A 23,825-nucleotide genomic window follows, 5' to 3' on the forward strand; every position below is an offset into this window, starting at 1 on the left:
CTGAACTTTTTTACATAGTAAGGGAGTATGATGGGTTATTTGTCCATCTGTAGCATTTCGGACTCATAGGACTGAAATGCATTTTCCATCCCCATTACTACATCTTTAATCTTCATGTACCCTTTAGTATACGGCTCCGAATCACGAATTTCTTCCCACATATAGTGATATTGCTTCATATCCTCTGTTTCGCATACAACGAAATCTGTATAGTCCTTTCCAGGCAGCGCTTCTGCATCAAAAAAACGAACCTGTACATGCTCACTATATTTCTGAATGCGAGCCTGCAAGGCCCCCGCATGTTTTCGGCGTTCTTCCCTGGGTAGAGCCAACCAGGAAGGGTAGAATTCCAACAATACAATCATCATATAACGCATATGCCTATCTCCTTTTTTGTGAAGCTTGAATGGATTTACCGTTATTGTACGCCACTTGTCTGCCAAACCGCATTAACATAGGTTAATGCGGATCGCTGCGCAGCAAACGACTAAGTGAGACGGGGGATACGCCTATGTACGAAGCTATATGGTATTGTGCAACTCGTTTATCCAATCCGGGGTACTTGAGAAGAAAGGCGTTATAACGTTCCCTAGCTGAAAGATACAACAATTCACGTTCCCGTTCCTCTTTGCGAATGTATAGTCTCTCCACGCTGTTACGCACGAATCTTTCCCACATATGGCTTGTATCCATAAGCTCCTTCAGGACATGATATGGAATTTCAATAACAACCGAATCTTCCATGGCCTCAATCGTAAAAGTGGATGGTTTACCTTGAACCATAGCGCCATAAGAGGTTACATAATCATTTTCTGGTGAAAAACCAACATTATATTCTCTACCATCTGCCAAAGTATAAAACAACCGGAATAATCCCTCCGAACAAAAATAAGCATGTTTCACAGGTTCCCCTGTTTCAATAAGATATGTACCCTGCTGAACATGCCTCACACGGGTTTGCTCTACAAACCTGTTCCAATCCTGATCTATAATTGAGGCTTGATGAGCCATTTTTTCTAATGAACGATAATATAATTGCATCTGCTCACCACCCCACAAAACGTTGATTAAGGAATTAAAGATACCTTTCGGACTATATAAGAAAACAGGGGCTATCCCTCAGGTCTGGGTAGACCTGCAGGACAACCCCCAGCGACGTATTCTATCAGGCTTCCGTAGCATCCTCTTCCACGAAAAGAGACACCTTGCGTATACCGTCGGCTCCGATCACGACAAGTCCCTGATCCGACAGGCGGATTTCAGGGATTACGACCAGTGCGAGCAACGACAGTGTCATCAGCGCGTTGTTCAGCATGCAGCCGGATTGCTGAAGTGCCCGGCTGATACTTTCGGACTGCGCAGCCACCTCTGCAAACGGAGCTGGGGACATCAGCCCAGCGATTGGGAGCGGGAAGCGCGTATCACCCGAGGCGGATACAACCACCACGCCGCCACGCAGAGCAACGGCCTGCTTCGCCGCCTGGGTCATGAGCTCGTCATCATTACCAATGACAAGCAGGTTGTGGCTGTCATGCGCTACGGTCATGGCAATTGCAGCCGGCTCGGTGAAGCCGACGCCTGTCACAAGCGCCACCGCGTGGCTGCCACTGGCATGATGCCGCTCGAAAACGGCGATTTTGCACAAATCCTGCGCAGGATCTGATGCAACTTCACCATCACGCACCGGAACGGTCATCCGCACTTCCTTCGTATCCACATGATTTTCCGTGACACGAATTACCCGTACAGGTACATTCCCTTCCTGTACTGGAGCCGCAATACGAAAATCTGCAGCACTCAGCTCTCGACCCAAATGGACCGTGTCCATCACTTCCGCAGGATAAACAAAGCCTTCCCAGTCGGCGACCATTTGTCCGTACTCAGCCACCAGTTGGCCCGCTGCGATGGTAGCCGTCACATTCACTTCGGCTAAGCGGCCATCAAGCAGGATAATATCGGCAATCGCACCGGGAATAATCGAGCCAATGTCCCGTGCTACGCCGAAGCGCTCTGCCGTATTCAGCGTTGCCATTTGAAAGGCAGTCACGGGTTTAACGCCCTGCGCAATCGCATGACGCACCACGAAGTCCATCTGCCCTTCATGGAGCAGGGATTCCGCACTGCGATCATCCGTCACCAGCATCATGCGGCGCGTGTCGAGACCCATTTCCGTGCTGGCACGGATCGTCTCGGCCACATCATGCCATGCGGAGCCTTGCCGCATCTTGGCATACATGCCGAGCCGGATGCGCTCGGCTACATCCTCGGGCGTGACACATTCGTGATCGCCCGTAATTCCTGCGGCTGCGTAGACCGGCAGCCGCCAATCATCGGAGGCCCATGTAAAATGGCCGTCCGCCACCTTGCCGGCGCGCAGCGTGGCCTGAATTTCCCCAATCATCACGTCGTCACCATAGACGACGCCAGGGAAATTCATTACTTCGCCCAGTCCAATCATATCTGGGCCCCAGCTTAGAGCCTCTGCGACTTCCGCCGGACCGAAAGAGGCACCGGTCGTTTCCAGCTCTGGGCCTGTGGAAGGCACGCAGGAAGCTACCTGCATGTAAGCAGCCAGCGGTGTCGTGCGGGCTTCGTCCAGCATTAGACGAAGCCCTTTTAGACCGAGCACATTGGAAATTTCATGTGGGTCAAAAAAACCGCCCGTCACGCCCAGCGGCAGTACAGCCAAAGCAAATTCAGTTACGGTGAGCTGCGTACTTTCGATATGACAATGTCCGTCCAGTAAACCCGGTGCCATATAGCGGCCTTCCGCTTCAATGATTACGGTGTCCTCTCCAATCGTATGGCTAACGTCTCTACCGACGTAGGCGATACGAGAGCCTTGCACAGCAATAGACATGCCCGGTAACAATTCGCCCGATACCACATTGACCAGCGTTCCTCCGCGGATCACCAGCGATGCCTTGCGCTCCCCTCTAGCTGTAGCTACCAACTCGGGCACACAGTCCGCCAGCGGTGGGCGTTGAAATACTCTTTTCATGTCCATTACGTTTGTAACCTCCGTTTATGCTTCTTACCTGTTTGGCTTATTTGCTTATGTTACTGGAATACGCTCAATATTGCCAGCCGCCCCTAAAGAACCTGGTCACTTTATTCCACTTTACGGATATACGTCTCCGATTCCTGCGAACTCACGAATGGCGTAATCTCCCCTATGCTATAGATATGCAGCAAATGCATCGCTCGCGTACAGGCCGTGTAGAACAATTTACGCTCACTCTCACGCTGGTATACTTGGGCCGATCCGTCATAAATGAGAACCGCATCAAACTCCACGCCTTTCGCCAGATAGGCCGGAATAATATGAATCCCCTTTTCAAAAGCGGGAGTTGTTTTCTTAATTAATTTTGGCTTTACTGGCAGTTGTCCTTCTAGTGCTTCGTAGGCTGCCGCGCTTTCATCAGCATTTTTACAGATCACCGCTATGGATTCATAACCCTCTGCCAGCAATTTTGTAACATTCTCAGTTATCAGTTGATGCAGCTTTTCACGCGAGTTCACCTCGGTTACCAGAGGCTTCTCACCCTTACGGTTAAACGGAACAATATGCTCCCCTCCTGCTACCATCCCCCGGGTAAACTCTACAATCTCCTGTGTGGAACGATAGCTGCGTGTCAGGGAAATCATCTCAGTCTGTTCTGCTCCATACAGGTCATACAATGGTTCTGCATCCTGAAGCACCGAAGCATGGGCATAGATAGCCTGATTAAAATCGCCCAGTGCTGTCATTTTAGCCTGTGGAAATAATCGTTTGAAGAACGCCAGCTGGAATGGTGAATAGTCCTGTGCCTCATCAATAAACACATGACGGATGTTGCTATTGGAGCGGAAGCCCAGCATCAGCTCACGCAAATATAAAAAGGGCGTCACATCCTCATACGCTAGTTCTCCAGCCTGAATGCGTTTCAGAGTTTGCCGACTAATTTCACTCCAGTTGACGGGCAGCTCTGCATGATTCGACAGTTCGCTTAATAACGTCTCGTTCATAAACAGCTCGCTGTATAGACGGGTTGTATCCACGAAGCGAAGTGCCTTAATCCACTTGCGCAGGGGCTTTAAGCGATCACTGACCACCATACGCGCCAATATTTCTCTTTCACGCGTAAAGTCGTCGAAGGTATCGCCTTTATTCTTGGATTTCCGGCGCATGCGGTTATATGCACGCTGATAATCCTCCGGCTCCATCAGATCCATCTGCTGGTCCACCCAAGGAGCGGAGCATTCTTCCTTACCAAAGCGAGCCAGTTCTTTGAGCATCCAATCACGCAGCAGCTCCAATCTGTTCGCCAGCCGCACAGCCGAGTCAAATCCATAAAACTTGCTTGCCAATTGCTCTACTGAAATCACCTCACGTCCCTGAAAACGAACCGCTTTAAAACGCATTCCCTTTTGTTCCAGGTGCGCTTTGTAGCCTGTAATCACATGTAAGAACGTCTTGGATGACTTAAAGCGGATACCTTCCATCCTAGCCTCATACCCAGGCTGTGACGACGCTGATAACACATATTCCAGCTGCTCAAAAGGATCTTCTAGCTGAAACTCCCGGCCCAAACGCCGTTCCAAATATTCCTGAAATGTGGCCTGAAGCATATTTTCCTCACCCAATTCAGGCAATACTGTCGAAACATAACTGTTGAACATGGGGTTTGGCGAGAATAACACGACCTGATCTGCTCGCAAGTGATCCCGATACTTGTATAGCAAATATGCTACTCTCTGAAGCGCAGCAGAGGTTTTGCCGCTTCCTGCCGCTCCCTGAACTATCAGCATCCGGCTTCGATCATCACGAATGATGCGATTCTGCTCCTTTTGAATGGTGGCGACAATGCTTTTCATTTGAGCATCCGAGCTCCGGCTTAATACGGCTTGAAGGAGTTCGTCTCCAATGGTGACGCCGGTATCGAACATAAAGCGGATCTGTCCGTCACGGATCGAGAATTGGCGTTTGAGCGTCAGTTCTCCTTCCATCTCTCCTGCTGGGGTCTTATAAGAAGCGGGACCTGGCATGTTATCGTAATAAAGATTCGAAATAGGCGCGCGCCAGTCGTAGATCAGAAATTCCTCATCCTGGTTATCCAGCAGGGAGGCAATCCCCAGATAAATACGCTCCGCAGTCTGCCCTTCCTCAGCAAAATCAATACGTGCAAAATAAGGTGAGTCAAGCAACTTTTTCAAACGACCTAACGCCTCAGTGGAATGCTTGTGTCTTCGTTCCCGCTCAGACAAAATCTCAGACTGCTGACGCAAACTGGTGGACGTCTCTCCCACATCATCCGCCTCACTGAAATTGATCGTTACCTCATCCCAGAAGTCTTTACGCATATCGACGACATCGCCTCGCACAGAACCAACCTCTGTCTCCAGCTTCCGAATACGCCCGCTAATGACTGCGGTCACATCTTCTACTCTTCGTTGTTCCTCATTCCATTGCTGCTCAGTAGTCACTGACATCGCTCCTGTTCCGTTTCCTCCTGCTCCGCGCAGGGCTCCCTTGCGTACAAACTATGCTCTATTATGGACCCGGGCATACTCATCGCATCCCCCTGATCCGGGAAAATTGACTATTCCTTTGAAGCATGCTATAATGTAACAAGTAGTGTGTTAACAACTTATGCAATACGGTTTTACTATGTAAAACATAGCATCCTCTATTGTAGCAAGTTCAGTCCCTGTTCGCAACCAGTGGGCTTTTTTTGTGCTTTCTGGCAACCTTCCATTAGCCTGTTCCTACTTTATTAAATTCATTACATAAAAAAGCGACCGTCCATCTGATTGATGAATACGGTCGCCTTTTCTTTTTTCCGAAATCGCCTATCGGCTCTCTTCCACAGGATGAATATGGTCGGCCAGTCTGCTCAATCGCTCCAGTTGATGACCATAGTCGTACATCGTCGCAGCTACGATGGAAAGCCGTAGCATTCCCTCCTGACAATGGTCAAAACGTGTAATTGCATGCTTCATAAAATCACCGTTAGCCTGCTGAAACAATTCACTTTCATCCTCATTTGGTTTCAGTTTATTTTCGAATTTCAGCAGAGCGTGCTCGTGGAAACGAATCAGCCGCTCCAGATGATCGTCAAAAAACGCATCTGTTCCCTCTGGACGTAAAGATTGGAAGTAGTGCCTTTCCACCGCATCCAAGACCTCGTAACCTTTGTGCAAACTTTCGAGCATTTGTTTGTATACGACCATTTGTCTCGTCTGACTGAACTTGGTGCGCTTGAGCTTTTTCTGCTCCTCTTCGAACAAATGATATTTATCCGAGAGTGATTTAATAGCTCCCTCCAAATTTCCTTTTTCCTCTCTAAAGACAGACTCCTTAATCTCATCGGAAATGGCAGTTCGCAGCAGCAAGGACATGCTGTTAAATACATTTTGAATCTGATTGATAAACTGCCTTTTCGGTTTGGGAGGAAAAACGGTAATGTTGATGACAAAAGCCGACACAATCCCGATCAGAGTCAGCGCAAAGCGGGTTACCGCAAATTTCCAGTCCCCTGAAGCTTCCATGACAGAAACAACGGTCACAAGTGTCAATCCAACCGTATCAGCCATGTTTATTTTCAGACATATCATAAGTACCAATACACATACCAGTCCGACCGCAATCGGCTCATTCGAAAATACCATTCCGCCCAGCAACGCCATGATTGCACCTAATGTGCTTGTTTGGAGTTGATCCAGAAAATAACGCCACGACCTATATATCGACGGTTGCATGGCAAAAATAGCGGCTATCGCTGCCCCCACAGGCGAATGGGTGTTCAAAAGCGTGCTCAGAAAAAGGGCGAGCGTCACTGCGATTCCCGTTTTTAACACCCGTGCTCCAAAAGCCACAGCCATCCCTCCTGCTTACCCTTCAAATTTATTCATACCGAATTACTATAATGAAATTTCAAGACAAAGTCCATGTTTTATTATTACCCAAAACCATCGGAGATCAGGAATATTTATGAAATGTACAGCTCCTACTAGGATACATATCAACAGAATTAACCTATTTGCATCAACCTCACAAGAGGAACTTATCGTGTCATGGATTAGTAAAATCTGAGAAGAGCGCCTGTCCGCAGGCCAACTTTTACAAAACCCAGCAAGCCCGTAAACAAAATCATGACACAATAAAAGCCGGAGCCTCCAAGCGGACTCCCCTGGAACATCATAGGATAAATGAGAATGGCGGAGGAGGAATGAAGGCATGCTTCGAGTCGCATTATTTACAGACACGTATACGCCTGATGTCAATGGCGCTGCTCTGACACTGGAACGATGGATTGGCTATTTGGAGACACATGGGGTATCTACGCTTGTCTTCGCACCGGAGGCAGATCATCATCTGTCCTCGGGGCCGGGCGTGGAGCGATTTCGAAGTATTCCCTTTTTATTGTACCGGGAATGCAGACTTGCGATCCCTAATGCCAAACAAATCAACGAGCGCCTGTCAGCCTTTTCCCCGCACCTAATTCATGTCGCTACTCCGTTTAACCTTGGCTTGTATGGAACAAGCTACGCTGCCAAACACCATATTCCACTCGTCGCCTCCTATCACACCCACTTTGATAAATACCTCGAATATTACAAGCTTCGCTGGCTTGAACCTGCATTATGGAAATACATGCTCTGGTTTCACAGACATTGTGAAAGGGTATATGTCCCCTCTCGGTCAACCATGGAATTGTTGCGCAATAAAGGAATGGGACAGCTCGAAATCTGGGGTAGAGGAATTGATACCGACCGCTTCCAGCCCACAGTGAATCGCGAAGCGATATGGGAAAAATGGGGCGTTCATGCAGACGCATTTGTGATTTTATATGTGGGCAGACTTGCACCGGAAAAGGGGATAGACACGTTACTGGATTCCTATCTCCAGTTACCCGACGACGTCCGCGCAGCCTCAGTACTGGTCATTGCAGGAGATGGCCCATTGTTTAAGTACAAAACTGCAGCAGATATCGGGGTGCCAGAGCACACAGTTCACTGGCTTGGTTTTGTAAAAGGAGCGGAATTAGCTGAACTCTACGCTGCAGCCGATGTATTCCTCTTTCCCTCCACTACAGAAACCTTCGGTAACGTCGTGTTGGAGGCTATGGCCAGCGGCACACCCGTGATTGGCGCGAATGAAGGCGGGGTCAAAGACAATATAATCGATGGGAAAACAGGGCTACTGTGTCCAGCTGGGGACGCCGCTGCCTTTGCCAAAGCTGTACTCCTGTTGTACGAGGATGCCCCACTTCGCGACTTTCTGTCCAGAACCGGTAGAGCATACAGTCTGGAGCAGACATGGGACCGTATTTTTGAGCGGCTGCTGGACAGCTACATGGATGCAGCGACCCTACATCTCGACAGCTACCCTGTGACGCGAATATAACCCTCAAAAATATTGGACTTTCAAGAAACCCTGCTACACCTTTAGCTGCTTGAGCAGCTTGTTATGTACCCCGCTTAATAAAATCACCGCTGTCAGGGCACCGATGAACGCAAGAAGCATATCCCATTGAGTATCCCATATATCTCCCTGTGTTCCCAAAAAGGCCTCTGCCGCTGTACCGGTTGCCTTGGCAACGGCAAACTCAATCAATTCGTACACAGCACTGATCGCAAGACATACACTAACCGTTAGAAAAGTGAGCCAGCTCCCGCTTCCCAAAGCCGTCTTACGTAACAGCACTTCCCTGACAATGAGTGCAGGCACAAAACCTTGCGCAAAATGCCCAAGTCGATCATAATAATTGCGCTCCAGCCCAAACGTATCCCGAATCCAGTTGAATAGCGGCATTTCAGCATAGGTATAGTGCCCGCCGACAATCAGGATCAATGCATGTAGCCAGATGAGGGTGTATACCAGATTGGTAAAACGAAATCGACGGTAAATAGCCGCCAGCAGTACAGCTCCCAAAACGGCTGGGAGAACTTCCAGTACCCATGTAAAATAATCCGCCGGACGAACCAAGGACCAAATGAGAGCAAGCACCAGCAGTACAAGTAAAACAAGCGGGTAACGATCATTTTTAGACCATGCCGTTGCCTGATTCATACATCATCCCTCCTAAGCCTACAGCTCTATCCTTCTTTCATTACAATATGTTTGACACGTCCAACCTGCCCGTCTGCCAAACGTACTTTGATTCCATGCGGATGACGCGGGGAATTGGTCAAAATATCCTTCACCGTTCCTCGCGTCAGCTTACCCGTGGGCTGATCCTTTTTAAGCACAATATCCACCTGAAGACCAGCGCGGATATCAGATCGATTCTGTCCGTTCATTGTAGCTATTCCTCCTTTGCCTTTACATTTTATCTTATGATGATATTTAGCCACTCAGCCCCATCGTAATCACCAGCGATGCCATTCGTCCCGGCGGCTGTTCCCCATCCAGACCACGCACATCGTGGATACATAGCTAACGAGCATAATCACGAATACCATCCCGCTAAACTCCACAAAATGCGTGCGTTGCAAAGTGTCTGCCCATATGGAAGATATTTGTGTGTACAACTGGGACGGCGCAGACACAATATCCCATGTGTTTCCTCGAAAGAAACGACCAATATAAATCCCCAGGCTACTTAGCAGAAGTACCGCCAGCATAAACAACCAGCTGACAAGCCCGCCTCGAGCACGCTGCACCAATTGTCGTACGGATTCAAGCGATACAACCCCCATGGTGAGGCCAAGCACAGCTACCAGCAGCATCCCTAATACATGATTCCAAAAGTACGGATTGCCCCAAAAACGCTGCTCCCCGAGAAATGGATATCTGGCGAATACATGCAGCAAATCTGTAATCAAATAGGGTATATTGGGATAAAAGAAAAGCCAGCCAGCCCCTATGATCCAGAGCATAAATGTCCTCGTTCCCCGTCTCCACGAGCAATGAATGACATCTAGCAAAAGCGTCAGCAGCATAGGAATCCAGGCCAGCATCATATTCCACCAAATAAAAAAATAAGGGCGGCCCCCTGAGGGCAATCGCACGTTAATGATCCACAATGTACTGATTACGGAGCATAAGGCCAGTGCAATAAAAATATAAAGTTTGACTGGATAATTTAACGATCTTAAACGGTCATACATATGTTACTTTCCCTCCTTGTAACCTTCCATCCTTCCTGACGTTCCAATTTACACCTGTTCTGGACAGTGTACACCACAATGGCTTCAAGCTCAATGGAAGCGCTCCACTCTGCATAAAATGAAGATAAAAAAACATCTGTTCTCCCGAAGTTGACCTCATGTCCCCGGGAGACAGATGCTTACTGTATTCAAGGCGGATAAGCTTTTACCGTCCTCTACCCTTGTATCCAATTGACCAATGATTGTACCGTCAATGCACCTGGCGCAGCTGCCTCAAATGCGGAGGCACCGTTACGCAAGGTCAAAAATTCCACCGTTTTGGGAATACCGGGAGCCAGATCCAGGTGGTTGTCACTGAAAATCCCCTCCTGTTCTGCGGTCAACCACACATGTCTAGCAAGTGTATCCGAACAGAGCATGAATCTACTGCCCCCACTTCCCTGTATCTCTGTCACTTCAATTTTCGCCAGAGGTAAATCCATCTCTTTCGTGCCTGCAAAATAAATTTCGCTGGAGGCCACCTGTTCACCGTTTTGTATCAGACGTGCGACCAGCATATGCTCCGTACGATCCAGGCCATTCAGCCATTGGTCGGTAGGCAGTATATGTACGATCCCTGCGCCGCCCGCCGGCTGTTCTACCTTAACGTTCTCATCACGAATAGCCTGACTGCCACGGATATGCAAAAGCGTCAGCCGCAGCGTACCTGCTATCGGCTCTAGCGTATCGTTAACCAGATGCAGTTCTTTACACCCCTGTTCCGTATCTACTGCACTCAAGAGCACATCGGCAAAGCTGCGTTTAGCTGTATATTGAAGCGCCTTCCAACGACCAAAATAGTCCATACTCGACCAAGAGGCAACGGGCCAGCAGTCATTCATCTGCCAGTATAATGTCCCCATGCAATAGGGCTTGTGACGACGATGGGCCTCTATAGCCATTTTCATCGCCTCTGCCTGTAAAACTTGGCTCATGAGAAGAAAACATGTAAAATCCTTGGGCTGCCGCATGTACCGTCCCATGTATTCTTGAATCAACCGATTGCCTGAACCGTTTTTTTGATGTGCCAGCATCACCGCAGATTCCAGTTCCAAATCCTTCTCTTCCGCATACGTGCGAACAGACTTGTATTCAGGAAAGGACTGAAAACCATACTCACTCATAAAACGGCCCACATGTATGTGATAATTCTCAAACGGCTCAGACGCATGCCATACTCCCCAATAATGAATGTCTCCTGCTGTTGAGGACGGATGAGCATGCTGGTTTCGATCTCCGGTCAGGTCAATTAGCGGTGAGGAGGGCCAATATGCCGTCTGCGGAGCCCAGGTATTTACCGCCTCCGGTAAAATCCGGTGAAAGAGCGTCTCATAATCATCCCATAGGCGTTCCCGTTGCTCAGGCGTGTAGGCCTTTTTCCAGCCCCAGCCCGCATTTTCTTCATAATGGGCCCACGCAGAATCAATCTCATTATTGCCGCACCATAACGCAATGCAAGGATGATGGCGCAATCGCTTGATGTTATCTTCGGCTTCCTGCGTCACATTGTCCAAAAAAGTCTGATCCCCCGGATACATGCTGCATGCGAACATAAAATCTTGCCACACGAGCAAGCCGTGTTCATCACACAAGTCATAAAATACGTCTTGTTCATAAATACCGCCACCCCACACCCGCAACATATTCATATTGGAGGCGGCTGCACTGGCAATTTCATGCCGATATCGTTCCAACGTAACTTCGGTAGCAAAGCTGTCATTCGGAATATGGTTGGCTCCTTTAGCAAACACGGGGATTCCATTCAGCTCAAAATAGAAGCTTTCGCCTGCCATATCCCGCTCACGTACAAGACGAATCGATCGCAGTCCCGTTTTCACTGATTTTTCCGCAATCACCGCTTCCTGTACCTGCTCCTTCAATTCGGCTACAAACGTATACTGATGCGGCTCTCCCAGTCCACGACACCACCACAGCTTCGGCTCCTTTATCACCAGCCCCAGCTCCACTGTTTGCTTTCCCTTCCGCAGGCGAACCGGTTTGGACCATACCCCGCCGTCAACAGAAATACACAACTCGACATCTCTAATCTCATCTGCATTTTCAATCTCTACTACTGCCGTGAGTTCAGCCCTCTCGGTACTCACTTGGTCCTGTCGAATAAACAGGTCTCTCATAGTCAGACCAGACCAAGCTTCAAGCCGAACCTCTCTCCAGATCCCGCTCGTCACCAGCCTTGGTCCCCAATCCCAGCCATAGTGATAGGGAGCCTTACGAGCGAAAACGCTTACTTTTTTATCGAACAAGCCACCTATCTCGGACTGATCATTCGGTGCGGGAAGTCCATAGCCCAACCTTTCCAGCTTAGGCACATCTTCCGTAATCGGAGAGCGAAAATGGATTTCAAGCCGATTTTTCCCTTGCTGAACAAATGCCTTCACATCCTGTCTCCATACCCGAAACATATTATTGGCCGATAAGACAGCTTGACCATTTACTCTTACATCTGCGTATGTGTCCAGGCCTTCCAACACCAGCTCTACACATTGACATTGAAGCTGATTTGCATCTATCTTAAAATAGGCTTCGTATATCCAATCCTGCTTATCAACCCACTGTACCTCTATCTCGTTCATACCGATAAAAGGGTCAGGAATTTTACCATGTTGCAAAAGATCGGTATGCACACAACCCGGCACTTTCGCACTGAGCCACTCATCAGTTTGTGCTTCCCTAAACCTCCAGCCATCCAATCCTATTACATTAATCATCGTCGCAAGCCTCCCTATAAGGATGATTGGGAACATCTGGATCACTCATTAACATAACAAAAATAACATTAAGCTAACAAGTTAGTCAATTGTTTTTTTGGAACAACCGGTAAAACACAAAATAAAAGTCGCCCTCTACCCCTAAACAGGCTAAAAGCGACTTCCCTCGTCTTCACTGTGGATCGAATTCATCCCACATATCCGGACATCAACTATATTTAATTGTGCTAAAGGAACGATCACGATCATCATTTTCACGGCTGATCCGTGGCGCGTGAACTTCCCGTATGAGTAGATCAGCGTGCAGCAGCTTTTTTTCCACAGGCGAGCTTGGATTCATGATACGCCATAATAACTGGTCCACCGCTCGCATCCCCAACAGTTCCTTATCCACTCTCACCGTGGCATAGATCGGCATTTGATCATTCGTATCGTCAAACCCAGTCACCCCGCACCGCCTCGGAACGTCAATCCCCTTTCCTTTCAGCACTTCCACGACTTGCGAAGCAGTCACGTCATTAGCGCAAACAAAAACCTCTGGCAGCTCATCCTCGGGCAACTTGTCCATTTCCTCGGCAAGTGCCTGCGCTCCCCCATAAATAAGGGCTTTGTTCTGCCGTAATTCTACTCCGCTCATTTCCAGTGCGGACCGAAAAGCTTCCCAACGTTCATAGAAACTGTGAGCGTCGTCAATATGACCCACAAACTGAAAGTGGGCATAACCCCTACACAGCAAATCCTTCATTAATTCATTCATGCATGTGCGATTATCCGTAAACACCGCATCACTTAAAAATGCAGAGTCCCAATGATCCACCATGACGACTGGAATACCCATTCGATAAATGTTCAGCAACAACGTAGTTGAAATTGTTCCTACTGTGATAATCCCTTTAATGGCCTCCGGGTTCAGCAAAGAAAACATATCATCAGTTGAAGGCTCCGTTAACGTGATCATATCCAATCCCTTGCGGTTCAGACGCTCGGAAATCCCTTCAAATACAGGTCCCCAGTACCTGGACTCCCGATTCTGGTGTCGAATATTCGGAAATAACACCAGCACGGTACCCGACCATTCTCTGGCATCTGTGTCCCGAGGCTCTACCCCGGTCATTTTGGGATGACTGCGAAAATAACCCATCTGGGCAGCAAGCTTAACCAGCAGCGCCCTCGTCTCTTCACTTACACCGGGTTTGCCTGACAGTGCACGTGAAACAGCGAACTTTGAAACACCCGCCGCATCCGCAATTTCCTGCAATGTTACTTTTCCACGCATCTCCTCACCCAACCCTATTCGAAATCTTTTTCTACCTTAGTCTTCTAAATATACAGGTATGCCTATAAACTGGTACCATCGTAGCATACTTTGTTTTAGATCATCAAACGATGGATTTGCACAAATCCACACCTTTCATTAAATATGTTTGCTTAATAAAAAACAAAACACATAACAAATAAACATAAATAACTTGACGTAAGGTTCTTTATTTCCTACAATTTACTAATGAAAGCACTTACATTGTGTAAATCATACTTATTAAGGGGGATTTGCAGATGTTCACGAACAGGTCGGTACAACAATGCTCCATCCTGCTTCTGGCTTTGCTGCTGCTCGTTACAACGGGCTGTGCGAATAGCAAAGGCGGTACGGCAGAAAAGGAAGACCCCGATGACACCAGTCCCATTACATTAACGTTCTTTGGCGGTGACTCAAGCTCCAACTGGAATAACATGAAGGACGCTGTCGGGCAGGAAATTATCAAGAAAACGGGTGTTACACTAAATGCCGAACATGCTGTTAACGGTCGAGGTGAGGAAAAGTTTGCCTTAATGGCTGCTAGCGGAGAGTACCCTGATCTCGTGTACCCCAAAGGAGACATTGGAAAGCTGGTCGATGCCGGAGCACTCATTGACTTAACCGACCTGATTGATAAATACGGTCCTAACATTAAGAAAGTGTATGGAGATTATTTTAATCGTATTAAATACAGTAGTGAAGATCCCGCCATTTACACCATCCCAACCAATTTGGGCGTAGATCACATCGCGTTTGATGCACAAGCAGGCTTCGAAATCCAGCATCAAGCCCTTAAGAAACTCGGATACCCCAAAATTCGCACCGTTCAAGATTTTGAAAAAGCACTTAAAGATTATGTTGCCAAATACCCTACTACCAATGGCCAGCCTACCATCCCCTTATCACTCGATGCCGAGGACTGGAAAATGCAGATTACTGTGACAAACCCGGCAGTTACAGCTACAGGTGGACCAGACGATGGAGAATATTATATTGATCCTAAAACACACAAAGCCATTCTTCACTACAAACGCCCGGAGGAGCGAGAGTATTTTCGTTGGTTAAACCATATGTACAATGAAGGTCTGTTGGATAGGGATACTTTTGTACAAAAAAGTGATCAATACAAATCCAAAATCGCCGCAGGTCGTGTCATCGGACTGATTGATCAGGAATGGAACTACCAGGATGCCGAAAATGCGCTCAAGGCAGCAGGTAAGGATGAATACACCTATTCCCACTTTCCGGTCACTTTAAATGAGCAATACGAGGATCATTCCCTCCAGCCCATTGGTTTCGATACTGCGTCTGGGATTGGCATCACAACTTCATGCAAAAATCCGGTGCGAGCGATCAAGTTTCTGGACTTCCTGGCCTCCGATGAAGGGCAAATTTTACGTAATTGGGGAATCGAAGGCCAGCATTACAATGTAGAGAACGGCAAACGAGTCATTCCTGCAGCTGTGCAAGAACGCAAAAACAAAGATAACGCTTCTTTTAGCAGAGAATCAGGTATCGGTTTGTATTGGATATGGGGACCACATTACGGCGATAGCGTGAAGGACCCTACTGGCAACTATTACACAACCAATTATCCGGAGATGATTACCGAAAATTATAGCCAAGCAGAAAAAGAATCCCTTCAGGCATATAAAGCTCGGACATGGAAAGACCTGTTCCCGAACGAAAAGGATTTTCCGGTAAAAGAGTGGGGTGCTGCCTACAACATGCCTGTTCCGACCAATACAAATTACAATGTTATTTATCAGAAGTCGCAGGACATTGTACGCAAACGGATTCCTGAGGCTGTACTCGCCAAGCCAGATCAATTCGATGCCGTGTATGACCGCATGCTCCAAGAGCTGGATCAGGCGGGTGTACCAAAGGCTGAAGAAATCTTCACTGGCCTGATTCAAAATCGTCTGAAGCTATGGTATGGGGAGAAGTAGAGATTGATTGCCACTAAAAGTATATAAGGGCTGACAGTCAAGACCTGTCAGCCCCTTTTTACACTAAACATTCTGTTTTGTTACTTTTTCTTTCCAGCTATTATTTTTCCTGGACACCCGGTGGACATAAAGCAACAAAAAGATTGGAATCAATGCAATCCCGCCACACAGCACCCAAGATATCTGAATAGGTGTTTGATCTGAAGCAAGATTGGTAAAATTACGGCTTACGACTCCTGTCACGATTAAACCTATACACATACCTAGTTGGGAAATGGCAGAATCCAGAGATAGCAGTGTTGAACGATACTCATTAGAGATTCTTTTGTTCAGAAAAATTTGTTTGGCAACCGGGTACATCCCTCGCCCAATTTCATAGATTAAAAAGGTGAGCAGTACAGGATAAAACGTGTTGAAAGCACCCGCTAAAATGAGCCATATCCCAATCATCCCGCAAGCATACATGAGTATATGTACATCACTATAACGTGCGCCTAGCTTTCGAACCAAATAGCTTCCCAAAGTCATACATAGTGAATAGCCCGCCTTGATCAATCCCATAATCCAAATTCCTTGTTCAGAAAGACCGACCAGACGTGGCTGTTGAAATGTATTCCCCGCCGAATTCGAAAAGCTGATAAATAAACCAATAACAAACACAATCCAGATCGACTTATTTTCAAAACCGATACGGACACTTTCCCCGATAATCGTTGTAATGCGAGTAGCAGATGTTTCTCGATGGGTAATATTCTTCTCTTTCATATAAAAGCAGCATAGAATAATACATAAGATAATAGAGACAATGCTGGCTGCCCAGGGAAGTGAATAGTTAAATGTTGCAAGGAAGGCCCCCAACAGACCACAAATAAATCCCGAAATGTACTGTATACTGTTTGAGGTTGTAAAAAGAACTTCCATGGGCTTATCACTGTTTTCCACAACCCAGGATTCCAACGAGCCTGATTGCAAGCATATTGACAGCCCCCCAAAAACTTGTGCGAACACAAGCAGCCACATGCGATCTGTCCAAACGAACAATACACTGTAGACTAGAAAACAACAAAGCCCCAAAACAACAGAAATTTTTCTTCCATATTTGTCTGCAATAGCTCCAGTTGGTATTTCAAACAGAAAAATACTTACAAAGAATACAACCAGCAAGAAGTTCGCACTTTGCAGAGAAAGTCCTTTAGCTAACAGAAATAAGATGAGCGTAGTTCCCGTGATTTCACTCATAAAAAATTGAAGAAAGCTGACGGAGTAAAATAGCTTATGTGGCCTCACTTTCAGGGCTCCTTCGCTTGCTCTACAGCCTCATATTCACTTCGCAACATCCCCATCTGAATGATGTCATAGTACTGTCCTTCCCTGAATAGCTTTTCTCGTAGTCGGCCTTCCTCCTTAAAGCCACATGCCAGATAGCAACGATATGCACGTTCATTGAACGCATAGACCTCCAGCTCCAGCCGATGCAGATTCAGTGAATGAAATGCAAATTTTTGTATCAATCGTATCGCTTCCCGCCCATATCCTTTGCCCAGATCACCGTCGCGCCCGATTACAATACCCAGGGTGGCGTGCCGATTTACCCAGTTGATTTTGAATAAATCGAGTTGTCCAATATAGTCCAGTGTATCTTTATGTGCAATGACAAAGCCCTTGATCTCAGAGTTGCCGTCAATCATCATCTGTACAAAAGATTCACTATTAGCCTGTGAATGCGGATAGATAAATACGTCGCTTAATCCATGTGTGATTGCCGGGTCATTAACCCATCTTCGGATATCAGGTATATCCTCCTGACGGTACTCTCTTAATACAATTCGTGCTCCAATGATATGTGGCATCGTCAGCTTCCTCCCTATTATGTATTGGTTCTGGTAATACTCTATCACCCTGTCCCCCTTTTACGCTCCCATTAATCTCACAAACTCCAGGAACCGTGTACCTTTATAATGAACCTCCCCGCGATCCCCGATTACAATCATTCCGAAGTCCGTATCCTTCACCTCCAGCTCCTTACGCTCCCCCCTGTCAAATTCAAAGGTGATATAGTAATCGGTCGAAGCTGAAAAATTGCCTGATCCCCCACGCACTCTCGTTCGCTTATCCACAACCTTGCAAGAACGTTGGACCTGTTCGGCTGCTTGATTGGAAAGACCTGCACTTATCGATTTGACAATTCCCATAATGATTACAAAAGCAATGAGTCCAAACACGACAAAAAAGATAATACTAAACGGTTGAAATGCCATAAAACCACTTCCCATTTGCTTCATCCTTTCTACAGTAAAATGTAAATTTTCCATTCTATTGCCCATTGACAAATGGTACATCCTCAGCTTAAAAAACTCCAATACTTTTTTAACATACTTACGAAAAAAAAGTTCTTTCGCTCTTTTCCGCACCCTGCTTGGACTTACACCCGATCTGGGTCCTCTGAGCCTCTCTAGACCGATTGACAAAACTATATATAGATATAAAATAGAAAATGTACTCTAAATATAGTGTAAAAAACGTATTTATGCCCGATATCTTGAAGATAAAGGTATGAAAATACATGTAAATATAGAGTCAAAAATCTTAAATGGCGCAGCCAGCAAGGGATTACAGCTATGATGGGTCTCTTGGCAATGCCGTTTTCTTTTTTTCGTTAATTGTTAAGGAGGTTGCACACCATGCTGATTGCTTATGATTCCAAGACCGGCAATGTAAAAAGATTTATAAACAAGCTCAAGCTTCCGGCGGTTCAGATTGAGGAGCAAATGACTATAGAAGAACCTTACGTACTCATTACATATACAACCGGGTTTGGGCAGATACCTGAGAGGGTATCTTCATTTTTGAAAAAAAATGCACAAAACCTTGTTGGTGTAGCTGCAAGCGGCAACCGTAACTGGGGTGAGAAATTTGCCAAAAGTGCGGATTTGATTGCCGACCATTATAATGTCCCCGTGATTAGCAAATTTGAATTATCTGGAACGTTCGGAGATGTGGAGCGTTTTAAACAGGAGGTGAGCCGAGTTGCGGCATATTGAATTGAACAACATGTTGATGAAACGCGATACAGACGGCTTTTTCCAATTGGAAAAGGACCAAGAGGCTGTAGCAGAATTTATGAAGGAAGTTCAAGAACGGAGTTTGAAGTTTGCTGACACAGCTGCTCAAGTGCTGTATATGATTGAGAATGATTATTACGAAAATTTCTATAACAGCTATACAGCTGATGAAATTAATGATATTTTCCATATCACTCATAGCTATAATTTTAAATTCCCTTCCTATATGGCAGCATCCAAGTTTTATACTGATTATGCAATGAAGAGTAACGACCGTAAAGTCTATCTGGAACACTATCCTGACCGGGTGGCTGCTGTCGCCCTGCATTTGGGACGCGGCAACGCCGATACGGCGCGCCTGTTGTCCCGCTCGATGATGGAGCAACGTCTTCAGCCAGCTACACCAACCTTCCTGAACGCTGGCAAAAGCCGCCGTGGGGAATTGGTGTCCTGCTTCTTGCTCGAAATGGATGACTCTCTGAACTCAATCAACTATGTATTGAACACTTGCATGCAATTGTCCAAAATTGGCGGCGGTGTTGCGGTTAACCTGTCGAAGCTGCGGTCACGCGGCGAGGCAATTAAAGGTGTAGAAGGCGCAGCAAAAGGCATTATGCCTGTGCTGAAGCTGATGGAAGATGGTTTCTCCTACGCGGATCAAATGGGTCAACGTAAAGGCTCTGGCGCTGCCTATTACAACATTTTCGGATGGGACGTGCTGGAGTTCCTGGATAGTAAAAAAATCAATGCTGATGAAAGAGTACGTCTCAAGACACTTTCGATCGGATTGCTGGTGCCAAACCGCTTTTACAAGCTGGCACAAGATAATGAACCACTGCATGTATTTGCACCTTATAGTGTGTTCAAGGCTTATGGAACACATTTGGACGACATGGATCTGGATGAAATGTACGATACGCTGCTCGCTGACGATCGAGTGAAGAAAAAAATAGCGATGAGCGCACGTGATATGCTGACGAAAATTGCCATGATTCAGTTGGAGTCTGGCTATCCATATATTATGAACAAAAGTAACGCAAATCAGGCGCATGCTCTTAAAAACGTGGGCCAAGTCAAGATGTCGAACCTATGTACGGAAATCTTCCAGTTGCAGGAGACTTCCGAGATTACAGATTATGGACAACAGGATATCATTCGCCGGGATGTAAGCTGTAACCTGGCTTCCCTGAACATTGTAAATGTGATGGAACACGGCAAAATCCGTGAGTCCGTTCATGAGGGTATGATTGCTCTTACCTCGGTCAGCGATATGACCCAAGTAGCTAATGCCCCAGGTGTTGCAAAAGCGAACCGTGAAATGCATTCCGTTGGTCTGGGTGTCATGAATCTGCACGGCTACCTTGCCAAGAATAAAATTGCATATGAAAGCAATGAAGCGAAGGATTTTGTCCGTACCTTCTTCATGACGATGAACTATCATTCTATTGAAAAGAGTATGGAAATCGCAAAAGCAGCCGGACAAAGCTTCTATGGATTTGAGGAATCAGATTATGCGACAGGTCTATATTTTGACCGATATCTGAACACGGATTATCGTCCAACAACGGCACGTGTGCAAGAACTGTTCAAGGACATTTATATTCCAACTCAAGCGGATTGGGATAAACTAAAAGCAGACGTCAAGAAGAACGGTCTGTACCACGCTTATCGTATGGCGATTGCTCCTACTGCCAGCATTTCGTACATTCAAAATGCAACGTCCAGCGTTATGCCAATTGTTGAGCAAATCGAGACTCGTACCTATGCGAATTCGACGACTTACTATCCGATGCCGTATTTGCAAAAGGATAATGTATTCTTTTACAAATCCGCTTATCAAATGGACCAATTCAAAGTGCTTGATCTGATTGCCGAAATCCAGCCTCACGTGGACCAAGGAATTTCGACTGTACTTCATGTGAACAGTGACGTGACTACACGTCAGTTAGCACGTTGCTATCTGTATGCCGCACATAAAGGACTTAAATCGTTATACTACACACGTACCAAAAAACTGTCTGTGGAAGAGTGCCTCACTTGCTCCATCTAATGCATATATGGTAACAAGCTATAAAATAAAATTAGATTTTGAATAGATATGAATGCTTGGCATTAGAAGCTGTATCCAGCGCGTGGTTCAGACCTTTACAGGATTGGACAAAGCCCTCACGGATACAGCTTCCGTATGTCAAGCATACGATGACTCTCCGGTAACATCTTACGTGTGTTTCTAGGGAATCTCGCAAGCTGAAGGGAGAATGCTAACAATGACAGGTATACAAGCCGTAAACTGGAACCGCTCGGACGATGATTTCACACTGATGTTCTGGAATCAGAATATTATGCAATTTTGGACGGATGATGAAATTCCGCTGTCTGACGATAAAATGTCCTGGGTAACCCTCAGTGATATCGAAAAAGAAGCCTACATGAAGGTGCTGGGCGGCTTGACTCTGCTAGACACCATTCAAGGCGGTGTGGGGATGCCGCAAATTATGGAGCATGTAGACGGACTGCAACGCAAAGCGGTATTAAGCTTTATGGCGATGATGGAGCAAATTCATGCCAAGTCGTACAGTAGCATCTTTACCACCCTGGCTTCCACGGAAGAAATTGACGGTGTATTCCGCTGGGTGGAAGAAAACCCCCATCTTCAGACCAAAGCAGAAACCATTCGTCAGTATTATATGAACATCCATACACCGAAAGACCTGTATCTCGCAATGGCTGCGTCGGTGCTGTTAGAAAGCTATTTGTTTTATAGCGGCTTCTTCTACCCTCTCTATCTGGCAGGTCAAGGCAAGCTGACATGCAGCGGGGAAATTATCGACCTGATCCTGCGTGACGAAAGTATTCACGGTGTCTATGTAGGTGTACTGGCACAGGAGATTTATGCAGAACTGGACGAGGAAGAACAACGTGACCTCTACCAGACGCTGGTAGGCTTGCTGCGCTACTTGCACAATAACGAAGAACAATATACCGAGCAAATTTATGCCCCTATTGGACTTGTAGACGATGTTAAAGTCTTCTTGCGCTACAACGCCAACAAGGCCATGATGAACCTGGGCTTTGACCCACTTTTTGAAGAAGAAGAAGTCAATCCCATTGTATTCAACGGCATCAGCACCCACACCAAGCAGCACGATTTCTTTTCTAAAAAAGGAAACGGCTATGTACGGGCAATGAATGTAGAGCCGCTGACAGATGATGATTTTAACTTTGGCGTTTAAGTACACATACGTAAAATTAATTTAGCAAGGCGTTACTGTAAAATAATAGGGTTTCAGAACTTGTTCCTAAGTTCTGAAACCCTATTATTTTCTTAAAACTACCTGCTATGCAGGTGATTACGGGAAGCTTCGAGCGGTAGTTTACATATTCACATCCGTTCTCTTATATAAAACGGGTATTGCCACTGCTATAAGAATCATCCCCATAAAAGCGGGTGTGGCATGACCAAGTGATACATAGATTTGACCTCCAATGATAGGCCCAATCATTCTTGCCAAAGCCTGAATAGATTGACTACCACCTTGAATCCTTCCTTGTTCACTAGAATCGACAGACTTGGAGAGCATCCCATTAAATGAGGGCCCAAAGATCGAATCACCAAAACCAAATATAAACATTCCGGCGATAACAAGAGGATAGAATGAGAACAAAGCAGATAGCGCAATAAGACTGTAGCCTATAATCTCCGAGAACATTCCAAGAATGGCTATCTGTTTATCATTAAGTTTTTTTAAAAGCTTTGGCATGATGAAACCTTGTGAAATGATGTCTTGGAAACCCATAATTGAAAACATAAGTCCGATTAGTGCAGGCTTCCAACTGAAGGTATCCATTGTAAATTGAGAGAAAACTGCCTGTAAAGATCCGTTGGGTATCCAAAGTAAGAACGCTGAGACAAGTAGCCTTTTCACGTTTTTCATGGAAAGTACGTTTGCAAGCTGTGTAAATGGATTCAGTCTTACAAAGGTAATCTCTTTCAGTCTATGTTTCTTGTCAAGGCTCTCAGGCATAAAAAAGAATCCATAAACAACATTCAATAAAGTGATTATTGCTCCAAAATACATAGGTACAGAATAACCAAACTTGGAAAGTAATCCACCTAGAGTTGGACCAATGACAGTGCCGACACCTACAACTGCACTCAACCATCCAAAGTATTTAGTTCTCTGTTCTGGAGGAATGATGTCTGCAAAATATGCGAAGATCGTGCTTATGCTCCCACCTGTTACACCTTCTATGATACGCCCAGCAAATAGTACCCATACAGCTCCTCCTATACCAAAAACTAAGTACCCGATTGCGGAACCCAAAAGGCAGACTAAGAGCAAGGGTCGACGGCCATATTTGTCGCTCAAAGCTCCAAGTACCGGAGCCGCAAAAAACACGCAGAATGCATAAACAGAGGTCAGCAGCGTAACAACTATAGCTTGTTCTCCTGGATTGCTTGTATAAGGCTGCACTAAGAATGGGACGACAGGTATTATAATACTGAAGCTTATTCCGCAAAGAAACACAGAGATAAGGCCGAATATTAAAGCGTGTTTATCTACGGTTTGTTCTGTGGTCTGTTTATGGTGTGATCTAAATTTGAACACTTAAATTCTCCCCTCAAAAGTTGCGATTTTACTTCCTAGGAAAC

19 protein-coding genes are annotated in these 23,825 nt (G+C 46.2%); 5 read left to right on the forward strand and 14 right to left on the reverse strand.

What is annotated here, in order from left to right; translation table 11 throughout:
- Positions 1-35 precede the first annotated feature (35 nt).
- The 5 genes from G9G57_RS16775 to G9G57_RS16795 all read right to left on the reverse strand — a co-directional run bounded on the left by G9G57_RS16775 (position 36) and on the right by G9G57_RS16795 (position 6,864).
- Positions 36-377, reverse strand: coding sequence for a darcynin family protein (locus G9G57_RS16775; protein ID WP_013370578.1), 342 nt, complete (start codon positions 375-377; stop codon positions 36-38).
- 82 nt (positions 378-459) lie between these two features.
- On the reverse strand, positions 460-1,041 hold the full coding sequence (locus G9G57_RS16780) for a Crp/Fnr family transcriptional regulator (RefSeq protein ID WP_017425788.1): 582 nt from the start codon (positions 1,039-1,041) through the stop codon (positions 460-462).
- 124 nt (positions 1,042-1,165) lie between these two features.
- Positions 1,166-3,007 (reverse strand): adenine deaminase, encoded by a 1,842-nt coding sequence (locus tag G9G57_RS16785; protein WP_017425789.1) that lies wholly within the window; start codon positions 3,005-3,007, stop codon positions 1,166-1,168.
- Between the two features lie 104 nt (positions 3,008-3,111).
- Positions 3,112-5,472 (reverse strand): RNA polymerase recycling motor HelD, encoded by a 2,361-nt coding sequence (helD, locus tag G9G57_RS16790; protein WP_238799310.1) that lies wholly within the window; start codon positions 5,470-5,472, stop codon positions 3,112-3,114.
- Positions 5,473-5,832: 360 nt separating this feature from the next.
- A complete protein-coding gene (locus G9G57_RS16795; protein WP_031463284.1) occupies positions 5,833-6,864 on the reverse strand; it encodes an FUSC family protein in 1,032 nt (343 codons plus the stop codon).
- A gap of 355 nt (positions 6,865-7,219) precedes the next feature.
- On the opposite strand from G9G57_RS16795, the gene G9G57_RS16800 reads away from it, so the two are divergent.
- The gene (locus tag G9G57_RS16800) at positions 7,220-8,389 is read left to right on the forward strand and encodes a glycosyltransferase family 4 protein (RefSeq protein ID WP_164965273.1); all 1,170 of its coding nucleotides are present in this window, start codon (positions 7,220-7,222) and stop codon (positions 8,387-8,389) included.
- A gap of 33 nt (positions 8,390-8,422) precedes the next feature.
- On the opposite strand, the gene G9G57_RS16805 is transcribed toward G9G57_RS16800, so the two are convergent.
- From G9G57_RS16805 to G9G57_RS16825, 5 genes are all read right to left on the reverse strand, one after another.
- Positions 8,423-9,055, reverse strand: coding sequence for a DUF2238 domain-containing protein (locus G9G57_RS16805; protein WP_016819190.1), 633 nt, complete (start codon positions 9,053-9,055; stop codon positions 8,423-8,425).
- Positions 9,056-9,081: 26 nt separating this feature from the next.
- Positions 9,082-9,285 carry a YwbE family protein gene (locus G9G57_RS16810; RefSeq protein ID WP_016819189.1) on the reverse strand — a complete coding sequence of 68 codons (204 nt, stop codon included), beginning with the start codon at positions 9,283-9,285 and terminating at the stop codon, positions 9,082-9,084.
- Positions 9,286-9,354: 69 nt separating this feature from the next.
- Positions 9,355-10,095: a DUF1361 domain-containing protein gene (locus G9G57_RS16815; RefSeq protein ID WP_164965274.1), complete on the reverse strand. Its 741-nt coding sequence runs from the start codon at positions 10,093-10,095 to the stop codon at positions 9,355-9,357.
- Between the two features lie 215 nt (positions 10,096-10,310).
- On the reverse strand, positions 10,311-12,863 hold the full coding sequence (locus G9G57_RS16820; RefSeq protein WP_164965275.1) for a beta-mannosidase: 2,553 nt from the start codon (positions 12,861-12,863) through the stop codon (positions 10,311-10,313).
- Positions 12,864-13,071: 208 nt separating this feature from the next.
- Entirely contained in the window at positions 13,072-14,139 is a 1,068-nt protein-coding gene (locus G9G57_RS16825) for a LacI family DNA-binding transcriptional regulator (protein ID WP_016819186.1), read from the reverse strand.
- 278 nt (positions 14,140-14,417) lie between these two features.
- Between G9G57_RS16825 and G9G57_RS16830 the strand changes: the two genes are divergently transcribed.
- Positions 14,418-16,109, forward strand: a complete 1,692-nt coding sequence (locus G9G57_RS16830; protein WP_031463280.1) for an ABC transporter substrate-binding protein — start codon at positions 14,418-14,420, stop codon at positions 16,107-16,109.
- Between the two features lie 63 nt (positions 16,110-16,172).
- On the opposite strand, the gene G9G57_RS16835 is transcribed toward G9G57_RS16830, so the two are convergent.
- From G9G57_RS16835 to G9G57_RS16845, 3 genes are read right to left on the reverse strand one after another with little or no spacing between them, the layout of a single operon-like run.
- Entirely contained in the window at positions 16,173-17,396 is a 1,224-nt protein-coding gene (locus tag G9G57_RS16835; protein ID WP_126665727.1) for an MFS transporter, read from the reverse strand.
- A gap of 2 nt (positions 17,397-17,398) precedes the next feature.
- The gene (locus G9G57_RS16840) at positions 17,399-17,959 is read right to left on the reverse strand and encodes a GNAT family N-acetyltransferase (protein WP_025364604.1); all 561 of its coding nucleotides are present in this window, start codon (positions 17,957-17,959) and stop codon (positions 17,399-17,401) included.
- 60 nt (positions 17,960-18,019) lie between these two features.
- Positions 18,020-18,382 (reverse strand): DUF2500 domain-containing protein, encoded by a 363-nt coding sequence (locus G9G57_RS16845; protein WP_025364603.1) that lies wholly within the window; start codon positions 18,380-18,382, stop codon positions 18,020-18,022.
- Positions 18,383-18,790: 408 nt separating this feature from the next.
- Here G9G57_RS16845 and nrdI point away from each other — a divergent pair, with 408 nt between their 5' ends.
- From nrdI to nrdF, 3 genes are all read left to right on the forward strand, one after another.
- Positions 18,791-19,150: a class Ib ribonucleoside-diphosphate reductase assembly flavoprotein NrdI gene (gene nrdI, locus G9G57_RS16850; protein WP_016819181.1), complete on the forward strand. Its 360-nt coding sequence runs from the start codon at positions 18,791-18,793 to the stop codon at positions 19,148-19,150.
- Positions 19,137-21,221 carry a class 1b ribonucleoside-diphosphate reductase subunit alpha gene (gene nrdE, locus G9G57_RS16855; protein WP_017425799.1) on the forward strand — a complete coding sequence of 695 codons (2,085 nt, stop codon included), beginning with the start codon at positions 19,137-19,139 and terminating at the stop codon, positions 21,219-21,221. Before nrdI ends, nrdE begins: the two co-directional genes overlap by 14 nt.
- A gap of 217 nt (positions 21,222-21,438) precedes the next feature.
- The gene (gene nrdF, locus G9G57_RS16860) at positions 21,439-22,404 is read left to right on the forward strand and encodes a class 1b ribonucleoside-diphosphate reductase subunit beta (protein ID WP_013370558.1); all 966 of its coding nucleotides are present in this window, start codon (positions 21,439-21,441) and stop codon (positions 22,402-22,404) included.
- A 141-nt stretch (positions 22,405-22,545) separates the two neighbouring features.
- On the opposite strand, the gene G9G57_RS16865 is transcribed toward nrdF, so the two are convergent.
- Entirely contained in the window at positions 22,546-23,781 is a 1,236-nt protein-coding gene (locus G9G57_RS16865) for an MFS transporter (RefSeq protein WP_164965276.1), read from the reverse strand.
- Positions 23,782-23,825: the final 44 nt, after the last annotated feature.

It is taken from the genome of Paenibacillus sp. EKM211P, from assembly GCF_011066175.1.
Lineage (GTDB): Bacteria > Bacillota > Bacilli > Paenibacillales > Paenibacillaceae > Paenibacillus > Paenibacillus polymyxa.